At 59.9% G+C, this 18,310-nt stretch carries 17 protein-coding genes and 1 pseudogene; 9 read left to right on the top strand and 9 right to left on the bottom strand.

The genetic code is table 11. The features are described 5' to 3' along the window. Window positions 1-6: 6 nt before the first annotated feature. Both AC3IUA_RS29785 and dadA read right to left on the bottom strand, forming a co-directional pair. A complete protein-coding gene (locus AC3IUA_RS29785) occupies window positions 7-360 on the bottom strand; it encodes a RidA family protein (protein WP_489358351.1) in 354 nt (117 codons plus the stop codon). Next, window positions 332-1,636 (bottom strand): D-amino acid dehydrogenase, encoded by a 1,305-nt coding sequence (dadA, locus tag AC3IUA_RS29790; protein ID WP_489358352.1) that lies wholly within the window; start codon window positions 1,634-1,636, stop codon window positions 332-334. Before dadA ends, AC3IUA_RS29785 begins: the two co-directional genes overlap by 29 nt. A 156-nt stretch (window positions 1,637-1,792) precedes the next feature. On the opposite strand from dadA, the gene AC3IUA_RS29795 reads away from it, so the two are divergent. Next, on the top strand, window positions 1,793-2,281 hold the full coding sequence (locus AC3IUA_RS29795) for an Lrp/AsnC ligand binding domain-containing protein (RefSeq protein WP_003206849.1): 489 nt from the start codon (window positions 1,793-1,795) through the stop codon (window positions 2,279-2,281). Window positions 2,282-2,372: 91 nt separating this feature from the next. Here AC3IUA_RS29795 and AC3IUA_RS29800 read toward each other — a convergent pair whose 3' ends face one another. Next, window positions 2,373-2,726: a YkgJ family cysteine cluster protein gene (locus tag AC3IUA_RS29800; protein WP_489358353.1), complete on the bottom strand. Its 354-nt coding sequence runs from the start codon at window positions 2,724-2,726 to the stop codon at window positions 2,373-2,375. Between the two features lie 147 nt (window positions 2,727-2,873). Between AC3IUA_RS29800 and AC3IUA_RS29805 the strand changes: the two genes are divergently transcribed. Next, window positions 2,874-4,187 carry an NAD(P)/FAD-dependent oxidoreductase gene (locus tag AC3IUA_RS29805; RefSeq protein WP_489358355.1) on the top strand — a complete coding sequence of 438 codons (1,314 nt, stop codon included), beginning with the start codon at window positions 2,874-2,876 and terminating at the stop codon, window positions 4,185-4,187. A gap of 177 nt (window positions 4,188-4,364) precedes the next feature. Here the strand turns inward: AC3IUA_RS29805 and AC3IUA_RS29810 are convergent, their stop codons facing one another. Further along, window positions 4,365-4,610 (bottom strand): DUF1127 domain-containing protein, encoded by a 246-nt coding sequence (locus tag AC3IUA_RS29810; protein WP_489358356.1) that lies wholly within the window; start codon window positions 4,608-4,610, stop codon window positions 4,365-4,367. Between the two features lie 181 nt (window positions 4,611-4,791). On the opposite strand from AC3IUA_RS29810, the gene AC3IUA_RS29815 reads away from it, so the two are divergent. Both AC3IUA_RS29815 and AC3IUA_RS29820 read left to right on the top strand, forming a co-directional pair. Beyond that, window positions 4,792-6,225, top strand: coding sequence for an aminotransferase-like domain-containing protein (locus AC3IUA_RS29815; RefSeq protein ID WP_489358357.1), 1,434 nt, complete (start codon window positions 4,792-4,794; stop codon window positions 6,223-6,225). A gap of 57 nt (window positions 6,226-6,282) precedes the next feature. Further along, window positions 6,283-7,851: a phospholipase D family protein gene (locus tag AC3IUA_RS29820; RefSeq protein ID WP_489358358.1), complete on the top strand. Its 1,569-nt coding sequence runs from the start codon at window positions 6,283-6,285 to the stop codon at window positions 7,849-7,851. Here AC3IUA_RS29820 and AC3IUA_RS29825 read toward each other — a convergent pair. Together AC3IUA_RS29825 and AC3IUA_RS29830 are read right to left on the bottom strand one after the other, a co-directional pair. Then, window positions 7,848-8,993 (bottom strand): MFS transporter, encoded by a 1,146-nt coding sequence (locus AC3IUA_RS29825; protein WP_489358359.1) that lies wholly within the window; start codon window positions 8,991-8,993, stop codon window positions 7,848-7,850. The genes AC3IUA_RS29820 and AC3IUA_RS29825 overlap by 4 nt on opposite strands. A gap of 194 nt (window positions 8,994-9,187) precedes the next feature. After that, complete coding sequence (locus AC3IUA_RS29830) at window positions 9,188-10,681, bottom strand: aldehyde dehydrogenase (RefSeq protein WP_489358360.1); 1,494 nt, start codon at window positions 10,679-10,681, stop codon at window positions 9,188-9,190. A gap of 235 nt (window positions 10,682-10,916) precedes the next feature. On the opposite strand from AC3IUA_RS29830, the gene AC3IUA_RS29835 reads away from it, so the two are divergent. Then, a complete protein-coding gene (locus AC3IUA_RS29835; protein ID WP_489358361.1) occupies window positions 10,917-11,279 on the top strand; it encodes a cupin domain-containing protein in 363 nt (120 codons plus the stop codon). Window positions 11,280-11,613: 334 nt separating this feature from the next. On the opposite strand, the gene rpmG is transcribed toward AC3IUA_RS29835, so the two are convergent. Then, window positions 11,614-11,769: a 50S ribosomal protein L33 gene (rpmG, locus tag AC3IUA_RS29840; protein ID WP_003437824.1), complete on the bottom strand. Its 156-nt coding sequence runs from the start codon at window positions 11,767-11,769 to the stop codon at window positions 11,614-11,616. Between the two features lie 11 nt (window positions 11,770-11,780). Continuing rightward, complete coding sequence (gene rpmB / locus AC3IUA_RS29845; protein WP_150803776.1) at window positions 11,781-12,017, bottom strand: 50S ribosomal protein L28; 237 nt, start codon at window positions 12,015-12,017, stop codon at window positions 11,781-11,783. Window positions 12,018-12,562: 545 nt separating this feature from the next. On the opposite strand from rpmB, the gene AC3IUA_RS29850 reads away from it, so the two are divergent. Next, window positions 12,563-14,149, top strand: coding sequence for an ABC transporter substrate-binding protein (locus tag AC3IUA_RS29850; RefSeq protein ID WP_489358362.1), 1,587 nt, complete (start codon window positions 12,563-12,565; stop codon window positions 14,147-14,149). A gap of 12 nt (window positions 14,150-14,161) precedes the next feature. Here AC3IUA_RS29850 and radC read toward each other — a convergent pair whose 3' ends face one another. After that, window positions 14,162-14,836 (bottom strand): RadC family protein, encoded by a 675-nt coding sequence (gene radC / locus AC3IUA_RS29855; protein ID WP_489358363.1) that lies wholly within the window; start codon window positions 14,834-14,836, stop codon window positions 14,162-14,164. Between the two features lie 132 nt (window positions 14,837-14,968). Here radC and coaBC point away from each other — a divergent pair, with 132 nt between their 5' ends. From coaBC to AC3IUA_RS29870, 3 genes and pseudogenes are all read left to right on the top strand, one after another. Next, complete coding sequence (gene coaBC, locus AC3IUA_RS29860; RefSeq protein ID WP_489358364.1) at window positions 14,969-16,177, top strand: bifunctional phosphopantothenoylcysteine decarboxylase/phosphopantothenate--cysteine ligase CoaBC; 1,209 nt, start codon at window positions 14,969-14,971, stop codon at window positions 16,175-16,177. Between the two features lie 5 nt (window positions 16,178-16,182). Next, window positions 16,183-16,638 (top strand): dUTP diphosphatase, encoded by a 456-nt coding sequence (dut, locus tag AC3IUA_RS29865; RefSeq protein ID WP_489358365.1) that lies wholly within the window; start codon window positions 16,183-16,185, stop codon window positions 16,636-16,638. A gap of 256 nt (window positions 16,639-16,894) precedes the next feature. Further along, a pseudogene (locus tag AC3IUA_RS29870) lies at window positions 16,895-18,298 on the top strand (phosphomannomutase/phosphoglucomutase); the annotation flags it as partial. Window positions 18,299-18,310: the final 12 nt, after the last annotated feature.

Raw genomic sequence — 18,310 nt, forward strand, 5'->3', positions numbered from 1 at the left:
TCTTGCTTAAGGCAGAGCAGCCACAACCGACAGCTCGACCAGGATTTCCGGCTCGCAGAGTTTCGACTCTACGGTTGCGCGCGCAGGTGCCACACCTTTTGGCAGCCACTTGTCCCACACGCTGTTCATGCCGACAAAATCAGCATCAATGTCTTTCATGTAGATCGTCACCGACAACAAACGGCTCTTGTCGGTACCCGCCAGATCCAGCAAGCGCTCGATGTTGGCGAGGGTTTCACGGGTCTGCTGTTCAATCCCGGCGTTCATATCGTCGCCGACTTGCCCTGCCAGATACACGGTACCGTTATTAACAACGATCTGGCTCATGCGCTCATTGGTGAGCTGGCGCTGGATTGACATGTTTAGCTGACTCCTTGGGATTATTACCGTAACGAGAAATATCGAGGCCTTCGGCGCTGATCTGTGGCGATTTCTTCGCCATCAGGTCAGCCAGCAAGCGACCAGAACCGCAGGCCATGGTCCAGCCGAGAGTACCGTGGCCGGTGTTCAAGAACAGATTGCGGAACGGTGTGGCACCGACAATCGGTGTACCGTCCGGGGTGGTCGGGCGCAGGCCGGTCCAGAAACTGGCTTGGGACAGGTCACCGCCCTGAGGATAAAGGTCGTTGACGATCATCTCCAGGGTTTCACGCCGACGCGGATTGAGCGACAGGTCAAAACCGGCAATCTCGGCCATGCCACCGACACGAATGCGGTTGTCGAAACGGGTGATGGCGACCTTGAAGGTCTCATCGAGAATAGTCGACGTCGGGGCCATTGCCGGATTGGTGATCGGCACGGTCAACGAATAGCCCTTGAGCGGATACACCGGCGCCTTGATACCCAGCGGCTTGAGCAACTGCGGCGAGTAGCTTCCGAGTGCCATCACGTAGCGGTCAGCGGTTTCCAGCTTGCCGTCGATCCACACACCATTGACGCGCTCACCCGCATAGTCGAGACGCTGAATATCCTGACCGAAGCGGAATTCCACACCCAGCTTCACGGCCATTTCGGCCAGGCGGGTAGTGAACATCTGGCAGTCGCCGGTCTGGTCGTTCGGCAGGCGCAAGGCACCGGCGAGAATATCGGTGACGCTGCCCAGCGCCGGTTCGACGCGGGCAATACCAGCGCGGTCGAGCAGCTCGAAAGGTACGCCGGACTCTTTGAGTACCGCGATGTCTTTTGCCGCGCCGTCGAGTTGCGCTTGAGTGCGGAACAACTGGGTAGTTCCCAGGCTGCGGCCTTCGTAGGCAATGCCGGTTTCGGCACGCAATTCGTCGAGGCAGTCGCGGCTGTACTCGGACAGACGGACCATGCGCTCTTTGTTCACGGCATAACGACTGGCGGTACAGTTGCGCAGCATCTGCGCCATCCACAGATATTGGTCGATATCGGCGGTAGCCTTGATCGCCAGCGGCGCGTGGCGCTGCAACAGCCACTTGATGGCCTTGAGCGGCACACCCGGCGCGGCCCACGGTGAGGCATAGCCTGGGGAGACCTGCCCGGCGTTGGCAAAACTGGTTTCCATGGCAGCGGCCGGTTGACGATCAACCACAACCACTTCGAACCCGGCCCGAGCCAGGTAGTAAGCACTGGCGGTACCGATGACGCCGCTACCCAAGACCAGAACGCGCATTTTCATATCCCTCATCGCGGCTTACCGCTGACGTTTGTTGTTTCGAGCATTGATGCGCGCAGTGTAAAAAACATTAGCCAGTGCTTTTCACTATATAAGTGCCTATATTTGGCGAGAATTCTCGGTAAAAACGCTTTTCACGGAGGCGCATCCCCTATGCGTACCAACACCCAAACCAAACGTGAGCTGGACAAGATCGACCGAAACATCCTGCGCATCCTGCAGGCGGACGGGCGCATATCCTTCACTGAGCTGGGGGAAAAGGTCGGCCTGTCGACCACCCCTTGTACTGAACGGGTGCGACGTCTGGAGCGCGAAGGGATCATCATGGGCTACAACGCCCGGCTCAATCCGCAACACCTCAAGGGCAGCTTGCTGGTGTTCGTCGAGATCAGCCTCGACTACAAGTCCGGCGACACCTTCGAAGAATTCCGACGCGCCGTGCTGAAACTGCCCCATGTGCTGGAGTGCCATCTGGTGTCAGGGGACTTCGATTATCTGGTCAAGGCGCGGATTTCCGAGATGGCCTCGTACCGCAAGCTATTGGGCGACATCCTGCTCAAACTGCCCCATGTGCGAGAGTCCAAGAGCTATATCGTGATGGAAGAGGTGAAGGAGAGCCTGAATCTGCCGATTCCGGATTGAAGATCAAAAGATCGCAACCTTGGGCAGCACCACGGCGTTGTGAACGCCCGTAGGAGCTGCCGATAGGCTGCGATCTTTTCGGGGCAAACGCTTAAACCAACACTTGCCGCGTGCTGGCCATGTACTCATGAATCTGCTTTTCGACCCGCGGATGAATCATCTCCACCGGGCGTCGGCCATTGGGGCACGGCAAGGTCGGCGTGGTACCGAACAGGCGACAGATCAGCGGCCGCTCGTCGTACACCGTACAGCCGTTCGGGCCCAGGTGGACGCAGTCCAACTCATCCATCGCCGCCTCTTGCTCGGCAGCAGTCTTGCGTGGCAAGCGGGACATTTCTTCAGGCGAAGTGGTCACCGGACCACAGCAGTCATGGCAGCCAGGTACGCACTCGAATGAGGGAATCTGCTGCCGGAGCAAACGGATTTTCTGGCTGTTGCAGCTCATCGAGGCGAATACCGGAAAGTGGATGGACCGGAATTTTGCCTTAAAAGCCACGTTCCAGACAGCGCCAGCCGACCAGTGTTGCCGAGACTGAAAGGTCCGGCTTATGCTCCGTAAAGTTTTTCAAACGCAATAATCAGGATTACGCACATGAACGCCCGTGCTCAGCAACCTGTCCCGAGCAACCAGCACACCGCCTCGTACTACGCCGCCAGCAGCCTGCCACAGCCCGATCATCCGGTGCTCAGTGGCGAGTTGGTGGCCGACGTATGCGTGGTCGGTGGCGGTTTCTCCGGGCTGAACACGGCGCTCGAACTGGCCGAACGCGGCCTCGGCGTGGTGCTGCTGGAAGCACGCAAGATTGGCTGGGGCGCCAGCGGGCGCAACGGCGGGCAGTTGATCCGCGGAGTCGGCCATGGCCTCGATCAGTTTGCCAATGTGCTCGGCACCGATGGCGTACGCCAGATGAAGCTGATGGGGCTGGAAGCGGTGGAGATCGTCCGCCAGCGAGTCGAACGTTTTCAGATCCCCTGCGACCTGACCTGGGGTTACTGCGACCTGGCTAACAAGCCCCGCGATCTTGAAGGATTCGCCGAAGAGGCCGAAGTGCTGCGCAGCCTCGGTTATCGCCACGCAACCCGCCTGCTGCAGGCCGATGAGATGCACAGCGTGGTCGGCTCCGACCGTTACGTCGGTGGGTTGATCGATATGGGTTCGGGGCACCTGCATCCATTGAACCTCGCGCTGGGCGAAGCCGCCGCCGCGCAGCAACTCGGTGTGAAGCTGTTCGAACAATCGGCGGTGACCCGCATCGATTACGGCCCTGAAGTTCGCGTTCACACCGCTCAGGGTTCGGTCCGTGCCAAGACCCTGGTGCTGGGCTGCAACGCCTACCTCAACGAACTCAACCCGGAACTCAGCGGCAAGGTGTTGCCCGCCGGCAGCTACATCATCGCCACCGAACCCTTGAGCGAAGCCCTGGCCCATTCCTTGTTGCCACAGAACATGGCGGTCTGCGATCAACGGGTAGCACTGGATTACTACCGCCTCTCGGCGGACCGGCGCTTGCTGTTTGGCGGAGCCTGCCACTATTCCGGGCGCGATCCACAGGACATCGGCGCTTACATGCGGCCGAAAATGCTCGAAGTATTCCCGCAACTGGCCGAAGTGAAAATCGACTATCAATGGGGCGGCATGATCGGTATCGGCGCCAATCGCTTACCGCAGATCGGTCGCCTCAAGGACCATCCCAACGTGTATTACGCCCAGGCCTACTCAGGTCATGGCCTGAATACCACGCACCTGGCCGGCAAGCTGCTGGCCGAAGCCATCAGCGGCCAGCAGAGCGGCGGTTTCGATCTGTTCGCCAAGGTGCCGCACATCACTTTTCCTGGCGGCAAACATTTGCGCTCGCCGTTGCTGGCGTTGGGGATGTTGTGGCATCGGCTTAAAGAGCTGGTCTGAGTGGGTTGGCGGATCACATTTCCCGTGTAGCAGCTGCCGACAGGCTGCGTTCGGCCGCGCAGCGGTCGTGAAACCTGACGCCACGATATTGAAGGTAGATTGGGGAAACCGGATTACGACTGCTGCGCAGCCGAACGCAGGCTTCGCCAGCTGCTACACAGGAATGTGCTTTACCTCCTAAATCCGCCAAAACGGTTTCAACCCCTCCTCCCGCGCCTGCTCACGGCTCAAGCCGATATCGCGCAGTTGCTCGGTCGTCAGCTCGAGCAAGGCCTTGCGCGTGTGCAGGCGATGCCACAGCAAGCCCCAGCACCCCAGGCCGGACGGCGCATGACGGGCCGTCGCCGCATGTGACCGATTTTCCTGCCCTGCCGCCAGTTCCTGACTGTGTAACGCGAGCCGCACATCGCTCAAGCCGTTCATTTCTGTCGCTCCTGTTTACTTGGGTTGCCATGAGCAGACATCATGCGCGGGCACCCAAAACCATTACAGATTCAAAATGGATGTATTATCTCCATACAGAATTTTCGATCCCGGCACTGAATCCTGTATTTTTGCTTCATCTGTACTGGTTATCTGAATCACTCTCCACCGAGGCCCCGCCATGACCCTTTACGTCAATCTCGCCGAGCTGCTCGGCACGCGTATCGAACAGGGCTTCTACCGCCCCGGCGACCGGTTACCTTCGGTGCGGGCCTTGAGCGTCGAACACGGGGTCAGCCTGAGCACCGTGCAGCAGGCCTATCGAATGCTGGAGGACAGCGGCCTGGCGACGCCGAAGCCGAAATCCGGCTACTTCGTCCCGGTCGGGCGCGAGCTGCCGGCGCTGCCCGCAGTCGGGCGCCCCGCCCAACGACCGGTGGAAATATCCCAGTGGGATCAGGTGCTCGAATTAATCCGGGCGGTCCCGCGCAAAGACGTGGTCCAACTGGGTCGCGGCATGCCGGACATCACCACACCCACCCTCAAACCCCTGCTGCGCGGCCTGGCCCGAATCAGCCGTCGGCAAGACATGCCAGGCCTGTATTACGACAACATCTACGGCACCCTCGAACTGCGCGAACAAATTGCCCGCCTGCTGCTCGATTCCGGCTGTCAGTTGAGCGCCAACGACCTGGTGGTCACCACCGGTTGCCATGAAGCGCTGTCCACCAGCATTCGGGCCACCTGCGAACCAGGCGATATCGTCGCCGTGGACTCGCCGAGCTTTCACGGCGCCATGCAAACCCTCAAGGGGCTGGGCATGAAGGCTCTGGAAATCCCCACCGATCCGCTGACCGGGATCAGCCTCGATGCCCTGGAACTGGCCTTGGAACAGTGGCCGATCAAGGCCATACAGTTGACCCCCAACTGCAACAACCCGCTGGGCTACATCATGCCGGAATCGCGCAAACGGGCCTTGTTGACCCTGGCGCAGCGCTTCGACGTGGCGATTATCGAGGACGATGTGTATGGCGAACTGGCCTACACCTACCCAAGACCTCGGACCATCAAATCCTTCGACGAAGACGGTCGGGTCCTGCTCTGCAGTTCGTTCTCGAAAACCTTGGCGCCGGGCCTGCGCATCGGCTGGGTAGCACCAGGGCGTTATCTGGAGCGGGTGCTGCACATGAAATACATCAGCACCGGCTCCACCGCGCCGCAGCCGCAGATCGCCATCGCCGAGTTCCTCAAGGCCGGGCATTTCGAGCCGCACTTACGGCGCATGCGCGGCCAGTACCAGCGTAACCGCGACTTGATGATCGACTGGGTCAGCCATTACTTCCCCACCGGCACCCGCGCCAGCCGCCCGCAAGGCAGCTTCATGCTGTGGGTGGAACTGCCGGACGGCTTCGATACCTTGAAACTGAATCGTGTTCTGCTCGATCAAGGCGTACAGATCGCCGTCGGCAGTATCTTTTCGGCTTCCGGCAAATACCGCAATTGTCTGCGGATGAACTACGCTGCCAAACCAACGGCACAGATTGAAGAGGCAGTGCGCAAGGTCGGCGCCGCGGCGATCAAACTGCTGGCCGAAACCGAGGCTGCCATCGACTGACCTTTATCCGCAAACCAGCGTCCATATGCAGACAGCCGCCAATCAGGACGATCCGACATGAGATTCAGACGGGCTCTGCCCCTGCTTATGCTGGTCAGCCTGATTCTGGGCAGTTGCGCCACGTTCAACGCTCCACGCGAGCCCAGTCAAGCCTTGCCTGCAACGGATTCGGCGTTTGGCCGCTCGATCAAGGCCCAGGCGGCGCCTTACGAGGGGCAGTCCGGTTTTCGCCTGTTGTCCGACAGTGGCGAAGCCCTCACGGCCCGCGCCGAACTGATTCGCAACGCACAAAGCAGCCTCGACTTGCAGTACTACATCGTCCATGACGGCATCAGCACGCGGATGTTGGTGGAAGAGTTGCTCAAGGCTGCCGATCGCGGCGTCCGCGTGCGCATACTGCTCGATGACATGGCCAGTGCAGGTCAGGATCAGGTCATGGCTACGCTCGCCGCCCACCCACGCATCCAGATTCGCGTGTTCAACCCGCTGCACCTGGGCCGCAGTACCGCTGTGACCCGAACCGCGGGCCGGCTGTTCAACCTGTCGCTGCAACATCGGCGCATGCACAACAAGCTGTGGCTGGCGGATAACAGCGCGGCCATCGTCGGCGGGCGCAATCTGGGCGACGAATATTTCGATGCCGAGCCGGACTTGAACTTCACTGACATTGACCTGCTTGGCATGGGGCCGGTGGCCGAGCAGCTTGGGCACAGTTTCGATCAATACTGGAACAGTGCCCTGAGCAAACCGATCGACAATTTTCTGGCCACCAAACCAACAGCCAAGGATCTGGCTGACACCCGGGCAAAGCTGGAGCAGTCCCTGAACGAAACCCGGCAACAGAACCATGCGCTGTATCAGCAACTGATGACCTTTCGGACCCAGCCGCGCATGGACATCTGGCGTAAAGAATTGATCTGGGCGTGGAGCCAGGCACTGTGGGATGCCCCGAGCAAGGTGCTGGCCGATGGCGAACCCGATCCGCAGTTGCTGCTTACCACTCAACTGGCGCCGGAACTCGAGGGCGTCAACAAAGAACTGATCATGATCTCGGCCTATTTCGTTCCCGGTCAGCCCGGCCTGCTGTACCTGACCGGGCGCGCTGACGCCGGGGTCGCGGTGAGCTTACTGACCAACTCCCTGGACGCCACCGATGTGCCGGCGGTACATGGCGGTTACACACCGTACCGCAAAGCCTTGCTGGAACATGGTGTGCGACTGTTCGAACTGCGGCGCCAACCCGGGGAGGGCAATGGTAACGGACCGTACATGTTCCGCAGTGGCTCTTACGGTGAATCCGACTCCAGCTTGCACAGCAAGGCGATCATCTTCGACCGGCAAAAGTCCTTCATCGGCTCATTCAATTTCGACCCGCGTTCTGTGCTGTGGAACACCGAAGTCGGGGTGCTGGTCGACAGCCCTGAACTTGCCGGGTACGTTCGCGACCTGGCCCTGCAAGGTATGGCTCCGACTTTGAGTTATCAGGCCAGGCTGGAGAATGGCCGGGTAGTCTGGGTCACTGAAGACAACCAGCAACTGCATACCCTGCGCCGGGAGCCGGGGAGCTGGTGGCGGCGCTTCAATGCCTGGTTCAGCACCACCGTGGGCCTGGAGCGGATGCTTTAGACCGCTTCGGCGACCGTACCAAAAGCTCCCTGGCGCGACACCAGAATCACCAGGCCGAAAGCCCCGGCCGCCATCAACAACGGCAGCGCATGTCCACTGATCCACTGACTGCCCGCCCCCGCCACCAACGGCCCGACAAGGCAACCGATACCCCACAGCTGCGCGACGTGGGCATTGGCGCGGACCAGTGCGTCATCGCGATAACGCTCGCCGATCAGAATCAACGACAGGGTAAACAAGCCGCCGGCACTGGCCCCGAACAGCACCCACAGCGGCCAGATCAGCAAGGTGTCGATCAGCAGTGGAATCGCCAGGCTCGACAGCATCAGGATCACTGCACAGCCGGTAAACAGTGTGCGGCGCGAGAGCCGATCGGCCAGCGCACCAATCGGCAGTTGCAACAACGCATCGCCGACCACCACGGTGCTGACCATCGCCAGGGCAATTTCGGTGGTGAAGCCCTGGCGCAGGCAATAGACCGGTAGCAAGGTGAGGATCATCGCTTCGAACGCGGCGAACAGCGCTACCGCCCAGGCAATCGCCGGCAATCCTCGGCAAAAACCCAACAAATCACCTAAAGTTACGCCGAGCGCCTCACTGGTCGGCGCCCCGCTACGCCCCAGCAGCAGGAAAGGCGAGATTACCAGCAGCCCGACACCGACCCAAAAACCATAATCACCTTCGGTTCCCAGAGCGCCCAGCAGCAACGGCCCGGACAGTTGGCTCAAGGCATAGCTGCTGCCATACAGCGCCACCAAACGGCCGCGCCATTGTTCCACCACCAACTGGTTGATCCAGCTTTCGCCGAGAATGAAGACGATGGTCAGGATCACCCCGATCATCAGGCGCAATACCAGCCAGACCGGGTAGCTCGGCAACAGCGCCAGCAGGCCGATCGATACCGCCCCGCCCCACAGGCACAAGCGCATCAAGCCCGCGGTACCGAAATGCGCCGCCAGACGGTTCGAGATCTTGGCGCCGAGGAGAACACCCAGCGCCGGCATCGCCGCCATCACGCCAATGGCGAACGAACCATAACCCCAGCTTTCCAGGCGCAATGACACCAACGGCATGCTGACGCCCAGGGCCAGACCGACACTCAGGACAGAAGCCAATACGGCGAAATAAGTCGCCCAACGCATTTCCACGCTCCTGTGGATGGTTTTTATTCGATGACTGAAACAACACAGCCGGACCTTCCTGGAGGAAAGTCCGGCTGCGAGATGGATCTAATGTGGGAGGGGCTTGCTCGCAGCGAACATCACACTCAGCATTGATGTGACTGTCAGACCGCTATCGTCGGAACGCTGCCCGGAGCAAGCTCGCCCACAGGGAGTTACAACTTGATCCAGGTCGCCTTCAGCTCGGTGTACTTGTCGAATGCGTGCAGCGATTTGTCACGACCATTGCCCGATTGCTTGAAGCCACCAAACGGCGCGGTCATATCGCCGCCATCGTACTGGTTGATCCAGACGCTACCGGCACGCAATGCCTTGGCGGTCAGGTGAGCCTTGGAAATGTTGGAAGTCCACACCGCCGCGGCCAGGCCATAGGGCGTGTCGTTGGCAATCTGAATGGCGTCTTCCACGGTGTCGAAGGCAATGACCGACAGCACCGGACCAAAGATTTCTTCCTGGGCGATCTTCATCGCATTGCTCACGCCATCGAAGATCGTCGGCTCAACGTAGGTACCACCGGTTTCCTCGAGGATGCGCTTGCCACCCGCCACCAGTTTGGCGCCATCGCTATGACCGGACTCGATGTACGACAGCACGGTGTTCATCTGCTGGGTATCCACCAGCGCACCGACGTTGGTCGCCGGGTCCAGCGGGTTGCCGGGTTTCCAGCCTTTGAGGGCTTCGATCACCAGCGGCAGGAAGCGGTCCTTGATCGAACGCTCGACCAGCAGACGCGAACCGGCGGTGCAGACTTCGCCCTGGTTGAAGGCGATGGCACCGGCCGCGGCTTCGGCGGCGGCTTGCAGGTCCGGCGCATCGGCGAACACGATGTTCGGGCTCTTGCCACCGGCTTCAAGCCAGACGCGCTTCATGTTCGATTCGCCGGAGTAGATCAGCAATTGCTTGGCGATCCTGGACGAACCGGTGAATACCAGCGTGTCGACGTCAATGTGCAAGGCCAGTGCCTTGCCGACGGTATGGCCGTAACCGGGCAGCACGTTCAGCACACCCGCCGGAATACCGGCTTCAACGGCCAGAGCGGCAATGCGGATGGCGGTCAGCGGCGATTTTTCGGACGGCTTTAGGATCACCGAGTTACCGGTGGACAATGCCGGGCCGAGTTTCCAGCAGGCCATCATCAACGGGAAGTTCCAGGGCACGATGGCAGCCACTACACCAACTGGCTCGCGGGTCACCAGACCCAGCTGATCGTGCGGCGTGGCAGCGACTTCGTCGTAGATCTTGTCGATAGCTTCGCCGCTCCAGCTCAGCGCTTGCGCTGCTCCCGGAACGTCGATGCCCAGGGAATCGCTGATCGGCTTGCCCATGTCGAGGGTTTCAAGCAGTGCCAGTTCTTCGGCGTGCTTTTTCAGCAGGCCGGCGAAACGAATCATCGTGGATTTGCGTTTGCTCGGTGCCAGTCGCGACCAGGCACCGGAATTGAAGGTGGTGCGGGCGTTTTCAACTGCACGCTGGGCGTCGGCGACGTCACAGCTGGCGATCTTGCCCAGCAGGCGACCATCAACCGGGCTGATGCACTCGAACGTCTCGCCGGAGACTGAATGGGTGTATTCGCCATTGATGTAAGCGCGGCCTTCGATCTTCAGATCGCGGGCGCGTTGTTCCCAGTCGGCACGAGTCAGGGTGGTCATACGAGTGTCCTCCTCTTATTGAATACAGGCGCTACGCTTCAACGCAGGCACCCTCAGGAATTCTGCCCGGCCAGCCTTCACTTCGGCCCAAGGCAACCATCACCCTAAACCAGCGGCACCTCAAGTTTCAATATATTTGACACAAGGCCTTCAATCGGCCTTGCGATGTTCATTTTAATAAACATAGACTTTGGGCTTCCAGGCACTCGCGTTGCAATCACGGGGGATAAAAAGAATGAGCATCCAGGACATCGTCGACTTCAACCAGGCCACTACCCAGGCGGAGCGCTTTCGCCCGGCCCAGGAAAAAGTCCTCAAGGGCGACCCCGAGCAAGTCATCCACAACCACTACAACAGCCCTTGCGGCCAGATGAACGCGGGCGTGTGGGAAGGCGCCGTAGGCCAGTGGACAGTCAACTATACCGAGCATGAATACTGCGAGATCGTGCAGGGGGTCTCGGTATTGCGCGATTACGACGGTAATGCCAAGACCCTGCGCGTGGGCGACCGTTTTGTCATCCCCGCCGGCTTCAGAGGGACCTGGGAAGTACTGGAGACCTGCCGCAAGATTTATGTGGTGTTCGAGCAAAAGGCCTGAGGCACTGCCGGCTTCTACTTACGCACCAGGAAACACTTTGGCAGGGGCTGCGAGAGGACGTTTGCGCATTCACCAGCCAGACTCCTGTCAGGCGCCCTGCAACGGTCACCCGAAGCGGGTCATCACAGGATGTGGTGCTCAATCCGGGGCGCGCAACGGCCAACGGGGCGACAGTTCGCGCCACCGGCGCCCGACACGCATCAATCTGCTGACCGATGCGGACAACATCATCCGCAGCATCAACTGCGGTGGAGGTTCACGGAGTAAAAATCCGGCACAAAGAAAAAGGCCCGTATCTCGCGATACGGGCCTTTTTCTTAAGAGACAAAACCAATTACTTGATTTTGGCTTCTTTGTAGATCACGTGCTTGCGAACCCGCGGATCGAATTTTTTGATTTCGATTTTATCCGGAGTGGTGCGCTTGTTCTTATCAGTGGTGTAGAAGTGGCCAGTACCGGCACTCGACACCAAACGGATCAATTCACGCATGATTCTCTCCTTTAGACCTTAGCGCCATTGCGGCGAATTTCGACCAGCACGACATCAATGCCACGCTTGTCGATGATACGCATGCCTTTGGCAGATACGCGCAGACGCACAAAACGCTTCTCGGACTCGACCCAGAAGCGGTGATGCTGCAGGTTCGGCAGGAAACGACGACGGGTTTTGTTGTTTGCGTGGGAAATGTTATTCCCAGTCACCGGACCCTTACCGGTAACTTGACAGACTCTCGACATGCCTCAGCCCTCTAAAACCACATGCCCAACCCGGCATGGGTTGGCCGCTTAATCTCTCAGTCAATTTGGCGCCAGGCGCCGCGTTTCTTTAAGGGTCTTACCGGCTACACCTACAAGCGAAGGAACCGGGCCCCTAGAAAAGAGCGCTGCTTTATACCAGAAAGACCCCATTGCAACAACAGGCGATGTGATCTGCCTTTCTTGAAGTCCCGGTTTTCTTGCTCCGGGGGCCTCATTCAAAGGCTGCCGATGGAAATTACCGCTCGTCGCTGAACATGTGACTTGTTGCCGTTTCACGCGGTTCAGCTATACAGATTACCCGTAATTGCCCCTGATCAAACGAGGCAATTGAGGTGTTTTTCAGAAAAAACGCCTCTGGCCGTGTCAGAAAAAACCTCTCATATGCCAATTTACCGCTTGAAAGACCACAAGCCTGAAACGCCAAAGCGAAAAATTGGATAGTCATTTTCAAAAGAGGCCACTAGGGTAAGCCTTTTCCAGACTGCACTCGCAGATGGGCCTTCGATCTGCAAAGGAAACCGAATATGCGCCTCGCTGCCCTACCGCTACTGCTCGCTCCCCTTCTGAGCCCGCTGGCCCATGCCGCCGCCCTGAGCGTTTGCACCGAGGCCAGCCCGGAAGGTTTCGACGTGGTGCAATACAACTCGCTGACCACCACCAACGCGTCCGCCGACGTGCTGATGAACCGACTGGTGGACTTCGATACTGCCAGCGGCAAAGTGGTGCCCAGCCTCGCTGATAGCTGGGAAGTCTCCAGTGATGGCCTGATGTATGTCTTCAAGCTGCATCCGCAGGTGAAATTTCATCGCACCGAGTACTTCAGCCCCAGCCGCGAGCTGACCGCAGAAGATGTGAAGTTCAGCTTCGAGCGGATGCTTGACCCCGCCAACCCATGGCATAAGGTCGCCCAGAGCGGTTTCCCCCATGCGCAATCGATGCAGTTGCCGGCGCTGATCAAAAAGATCGACGCGCTCGACCCACTGACTGTGCGGTTCACCCTCGACCACCCGGATTCGACCTTCCTCGCGACCCTGAGCATGGGCTTTGCCTCGATCTATTCGGCAGAGTATGCCGACCAGCTACTCAAGGCCGGCACCCCGGAGAAGCTCAACAGCCAGCCGATCGGCAGCGGCCCGTTCATCTTCGGGCGTTTCCAGAAGGACGCATCGGTTCGCTACAAGGCCAACCGCGATTACTTTGGTGGCAAGCCTGGGGTGGACACCCTGGTGTTCGCCATTACCCCGGACGCCAACGTGCGCCTGCAGAAACTGCGGCGCAACGAGTGCCAGATCGCCCTGTCGCCCAAACCCCTGGACGTGCAAGTCGCCGGCAAGGAGCCGACGCTGAGCGTCGAGAGCACTGCGGCCTTCATGACGGCGTTTGTCGCCATCAACAGCCAGCACCCGCCGCTGGACAAACCTGAAGTACGCCAGGCAATCAACCTCGCTTTCGACAAGTCCAGCTACCTCAAGGCCGTCTTCGAAGACACCGCCGAAACCGCCAACGGCCCTTACCCGCCCAATACCTGGAGCTACGCAAAGGAGCTACCGGGCTACCCCCATGACGTCGCCAGGGCGCGGGAGCTGCTGGCCAGGGCCGGACTCAAGGACGGCTTCAAAACGACCCTCTGGACTCGCCCTTCGGGCAGCCTGCTCAACCCCAACCCAAGCCTGGGCGCCCAGTTGCTTCAGGCGGATCTGGCCGAGATTGGCATTCAGGCCGAGATTCGGGTCATCGAGTGGGGCGAGCTGATTCGCCGGGCCAAAGCCGGTGAGCACGACCTGCTGTTCATGGGCTGGGCTGGCGATAACGGCGACCCGGATAACTTCCTCACACCGCAGTTTTCCTGCGCCGCAGTGAAATCCGGGACCAACTTCGCCCGCTACTGCGATCAGGGCCTGGACAAACTGATCAGTGCCGGCAAGACCACCAGCGAGCAAGGGGTGCGCAGCAAGCTCTACCAACAGGCGCAGGCGCAGATCCAGCACCAGGCACTCTGGCTGCCACTGGCACACCCGACCGCCTTCGCCCTGACGCGCAAGGAAGTGCAGGGCTACCAGGTCAGCCCCTTCGGTCGCCAGGACTACTCAAAGGTCAGCATTAAGCCCTGAAGCGCTGTATGGCTACATCCATCCGTACTCGGACATCGACAGCGGGTCGCCTTCACCAATGATGAAATGGTCAAGCACCCGCACATCGATCAGATCCAGCGCCTTTTGCAGGCGCTTGGTCAATATGCGGTCAGCCTGACTCGGCTCGGCGATACCCGAAGGGTGGTTGTGACACAGGATCAAGGCCGCCGCGTTGTACGCCAACGCGCGCTTGACCACCTGCCGGGGATAGACGCTGGTGGTGTCAATCGAACCTCTGAACAACGCCTCGAACCCCAGCACGCGATGTTTGGTATCCAGAAACAGACAGCCAAACACTTCATGGGGCTCATGCCGAAGTAACGCCTTGAGGTAGTCGCGCACGACTAACGGACTTTCCAGCACCGAGTCCCGCCGTAACCTTTCGGCCAAATGCCGCCGGGCCATCTCCAGCACGGCCTGCAATTGCGCGAACTTCGCCGGGCCCAGCCCCAACTGGCGGCTGAATGTCAGCTGATCCGCTTCCAGCAATGCCCGCAGGCTGCCAAATTGAAGCAGCAAGTGTCGCGCAAGATCGACTGCGCTTTTGCCGCGGACTCCGGTTCGTAGGAAGATCGCCAGCAACTCGGCGTCGGAAAGACTGGCCGAACCCTGCTCCAGAAGTTTCTCTCGCGGACGCTCCGCCGCAGGCCAATCGCGAATACTCATAGCACCTCCATGTGTGTGTGGGCGCCGCTGTTCCGTGGCGGTCGCTGTGCTATCTTAGCCCATCTTTTTTGCATGCGATTTCACCTGGGGAGGGGTATCGCATGCGGTCATCACTGAACTAAAGGCAAGCCTATGCAGCGTCTGTATCGGAAACGCATTGTTCTCGGCGTCGGCGGCGGCATTGCCGCTTACAAGAGCGCCGAACTGGTTCGCCGACTCCTCGACCAGGGCGCTGAAGTGCGCGTGGTCATGACCCGTGGCGGCAGTGAATTCATTACCCCGCTGACCATGCAGGCCCTGTCCGGGCACCCGGTCCATATGGACCTGCTCGACCCTGCAGCCGAAGCCGCAATGGGTCATATCGAGCTGGCGAAGTGGGCTGATCTGGTGCTGATCGCCCCCGCCACCGCGGACCTGATCGCGCGATTGGCCCAGGGTATCGCCGATGACCTGTTGACCACCCTGGTACTGGCCACCGACGCCACCGTCGCTATTGCCCCGGCCATGAACCAGGCCATGTGGCGCGACCCGGCGACCCAGGCCAACACCCAATTGCTCGAAAGCCGTGGCCTGCGGGTGTTCGGCCCGGCCTCCGGGAGCCAGGCCTGTGGCGACGTCGGCATGGGCCGCATGCTCGAAGCCGACGACCTCGCGCTCTGTGCCGCCGAGTGTTTCAAACGCCAGTCGCTGACCGGCAAACACGTGCTGATCACCGCCGGCCCGACCCAGGAAAACATCGACCCGGTGCGCTACATCACCAACCACAGCTCCGGAAAAATGGGCTTCGCCCTCGCGGAAGCGGCTGTCGAGGCCGGCGCCCGAGTGACCCTGATCACCGGCCCGGTGCATTTGCCGACCCCGGATCGGGTGACCCGAATCGATGTGGTCAGCGCCCGGGACATGCTTGCCGCCTGCGAAGCCGCGATCCCCTGCGACCTGTTCATCGCCTCCGCGGCGGTCGCCGACTACCGACCCGAAGTCGTCGCTCCACAAAAACTCAAGAAAGACCCTACGAACGGCGACGGCTTGTTACTGCAGATGGTGCGCAACCCGGACATTCTGGCCAGCATCGCCACCCGTCCCGACCGTCCGTTCAGTGTCGGCTTCGCGGCTGAAACCGAACATCTGCTCGACTACGCTGCACGCAAATTGAAAGACAAAAACCTCGATTTGATCGTTGCCAACGATGTCGCCAACCCGAGCATTGGCTTCAACAGCGAGGAAAACGCCTGCAGCGTGATTGACCGGGAGTTGCACGCAACTCTCTTCGCCCAGACCAGCAAGGGCAAGATTGCCCGCCAGCTGATCACCTTTATCGCCGAACGTCTGAACCAGGTTTAATTTACATGCACGCTTTGCAAGCCAAGATCCTCGATCCACGCATCGGTACCGAATTCCCGCTGCCGCAGTACGCCACACCGGGCTCCGCCGGCCTCGACCTGCGGGCGATGCTGGAAAAAGACACCGTCATCAAGCCAGGCGAAACCCTGCTGATCCCTACCGGCCTGTCGGTGTACATCGGCGATCCGGGCCTGGCGGCGCTGATTCTGCCGCGCTCCGGCCTGGGCCATAAGCACGGCATCGTGCTGGGCAACCTGGTCGGCCTGATCGACTCCGATTACCAGGGCCCGCTGATGGTGTCGTGCTGGAACCGTGGCCAGACCGATTTCAACATCGTGGTTGGCGAACGCCTGGCCCAGTTGGTGCTGGTGCCCGTGGTTCAAGCGCACTTCGAGCTGGTCGAAAAATTCGACGAAAGCCAGCGCGGCGTAGGCGGTTTCGGACACACCGGCAGTCACTAATCACAGAAAGGCCGGGCGCCCTGCCCGGCCTGAAACCCGCACTTTGTATTTCAGGGACGAAATAATTGCGCAGACTTCATTCGGAAGCTTTACCACCGAAAATCAAGGCATTGACGGGCCATTCGGTTGCGGATTCTGGTGACATGGCCTTTGCACACCACGAACTCTCTGCCGAATACGCCGTCATATCCTTCACTTTGAGACTGCCGACGAGTTTTTCGCAGGCAGGCCCAGCCACTTTCGAGATGGAGCATTTCCAGAAATGAGCACCCCAGGTCAAGTCGCACCGACGTTCCCCGACAGCATTTTCCGCGCCTACGACATCCGCGGCACCGTCCCGGAATTCTTGAACGCTGAAACCGCTTACTGGCTCGGCCGCGCCATCGGCTCCCAGAGCCTGGCCCAGGATGAACCAAACATTTCCGTTGGCCGCGACGGCCGCCTGTCCGGTCCAGAGCTGGTGGAACGACTGATCCAGGGCCTGGCCGACAGCGGATGCCACGTCAGCGATGTCGGCCTGGTACCAACGCCTGCGCTGTATTACGCCGCCAACGTACTGGCCGGCAAATCCGGGGTGATGCTTACCGGTAGCCACAACCCGTCGAACTACAACGGCTTCAAGATCGTCATTGCCGGTGACACCCTGGCGAACGAACAGATCCAGGCCCTGCACGAACGCCTCAAGACCAACAACCTGAGCAGCGGCAAGGGCAGCATCACCAAGGTCGAGATCCTCGATCGCTACAACACCGAAATCGTCCAGGACATCAAACTGGCTCGCCGCCTGAAAGTGGTAGTCGATTGCGGCAACGGCGCCGCCGGCGTGATCGCCCCTCAACTGATCGAAGCCCTGAACTGCGAAGTCATCCCGCTGTTCTGCGAAGTCGACGGCAACTTCCCGAACCATCACCCGGATCCGGGCAAGCCTGAAAACCTCGTTGACCTGATCGCCAAGGTCAAGGAAACCAATGCCGACCTGGGCCTGGCCTTCGACGGCGATGGCGACCGTGTAGGCGTCGTCACCAACACCGGCAGCATCGTCTTCCCGGACCGCCTGCTGATGCTGTTCGCCCGCGACGTCGTGGCGCGCAACCCGGATGCGGAAATCATCTTCGACGTCAAATGCACCCGTCGCCTGACCCCATTGATCAAGGAATACGGTGGTCGTCCGCTAATGTGGAAGACCGGTCACTCGTTGATCAAAAAGAAAATGAAGCAAACTGGCGCCCTGCTCGCAGGCGAAATGAGCGGACACATCTTCTTCAAGGAACGCTGGTTCGGTTTCGACGACGGCATCTACAGCGCCGCGCGGCTGCTGGAGATCCTCAGCAAGGAAAAATCCACTGCGGAAGAATTGTTTGCGACCTTCCCGAACGATATTTCTACGCCGGAAATCAATATCCATGTGACCGAAGAGAGCAAATTCAGCATCATTGATGCACTGCACGACGCGCAGTGGGGCGAAGGTGCCAAACTGACCACCATCGATGGTGTGCGAGTCGACTACGCCGAAGGCTGGGGCCTGGTTCGCGCCTCCAACACCACACCGGTGCTGGTACTGCGTTTCGAGGCTGATAGCGAGGCCGAGTTGCAGCGCATCAAGGACGTGTTCCACGCCCAGCTGAAACGCGTTGCCCCTGACCTACAACTACCGTTCTGATTGACTAGATAG

The organism is Pseudomonas sp. KH_050 (assembly GCF_057838875.1).

Coding starts and splice junctions, on each gene's coding strand:
- AC3IUA_RS29835 (WP_489358361.1), top strand. CDS start 10,917: ATGAGCATCCAGGACATCGTCGACTTCAACCAGGCCACTACCCAGGCG.
- AC3IUA_RS29830 (WP_489358360.1), bottom strand. CDS start 10,681: ATGACCACCCTGACTCGTGCCGACTGGGAACAACGCGCCCGCGATCTG.
- dut (WP_489358365.1), top strand. CDS start 16,183: ATGCACGCTTTGCAAGCCAAGATCCTCGATCCACGCATCGGTACCGAA.
- dadA (WP_489358352.1), bottom strand. CDS start 1,636: ATGCGCGTTCTGGTCTTGGGTAGCGGCGTCATCGGTACCGCCAGTGCT.
- AC3IUA_RS29820 (WP_489358358.1), top strand. CDS start 6,283: ATGAGATTCAGACGGGCTCTGCCCCTGCTTATGCTGGTCAGCCTGATT.
- radC (WP_489358363.1), bottom strand. CDS start 14,836: ATGAGTATTCGCGATTGGCCTGCGGCGGAGCGTCCGCGAGAGAAACTT.
- coaBC (WP_489358364.1), top strand. CDS start 14,969: ATGCAGCGTCTGTATCGGAAACGCATTGTTCTCGGCGTCGGCGGCGGC.
- AC3IUA_RS29825 (WP_489358359.1), bottom strand. CDS start 8,993: ATGCGTTGGGCGACTTATTTCGCCGTATTGGCTTCTGTCCTGAGTGTC.
- rpmG (WP_003437824.1), bottom strand. CDS start 11,769: ATGCGTGAATTGATCCGTTTGGTGTCGAGTGCCGGTACTGGCCACTTC.
- AC3IUA_RS29815 (WP_489358357.1), top strand. CDS start 4,792: ATGACCCTTTACGTCAATCTCGCCGAGCTGCTCGGCACGCGTATCGAA.
- AC3IUA_RS29795 (WP_003206849.1), top strand. CDS start 1,793: ATGCGTACCAACACCCAAACCAAACGTGAGCTGGACAAGATCGACCGA.
- AC3IUA_RS29810 (WP_489358356.1), bottom strand. CDS start 4,610: ATGAACGGCTTGAGCGATGTGCGGCTCGCGTTACACAGTCAGGAACTG.
- AC3IUA_RS29805 (WP_489358355.1), top strand. CDS start 2,874: ATGAACGCCCGTGCTCAGCAACCTGTCCCGAGCAACCAGCACACCGCC.
- AC3IUA_RS29800 (WP_489358353.1), bottom strand. CDS start 2,726: ATGAGCTGCAACAGCCAGAAAATCCGTTTGCTCCGGCAGCAGATTCCC.
- AC3IUA_RS29785 (WP_489358351.1), bottom strand. CDS start 360: ATGTCAATCCAGCGCCAGCTCACCAATGAGCGCATGAGCCAGATCGTT.
- rpmB (WP_150803776.1), bottom strand. CDS start 12,017: ATGTCGAGAGTCTGTCAAGTTACCGGTAAGGGTCCGGTGACTGGGAAT.
- AC3IUA_RS29850 (WP_489358362.1), top strand. CDS start 12,563: ATGCGCCTCGCTGCCCTACCGCTACTGCTCGCTCCCCTTCTGAGCCCG.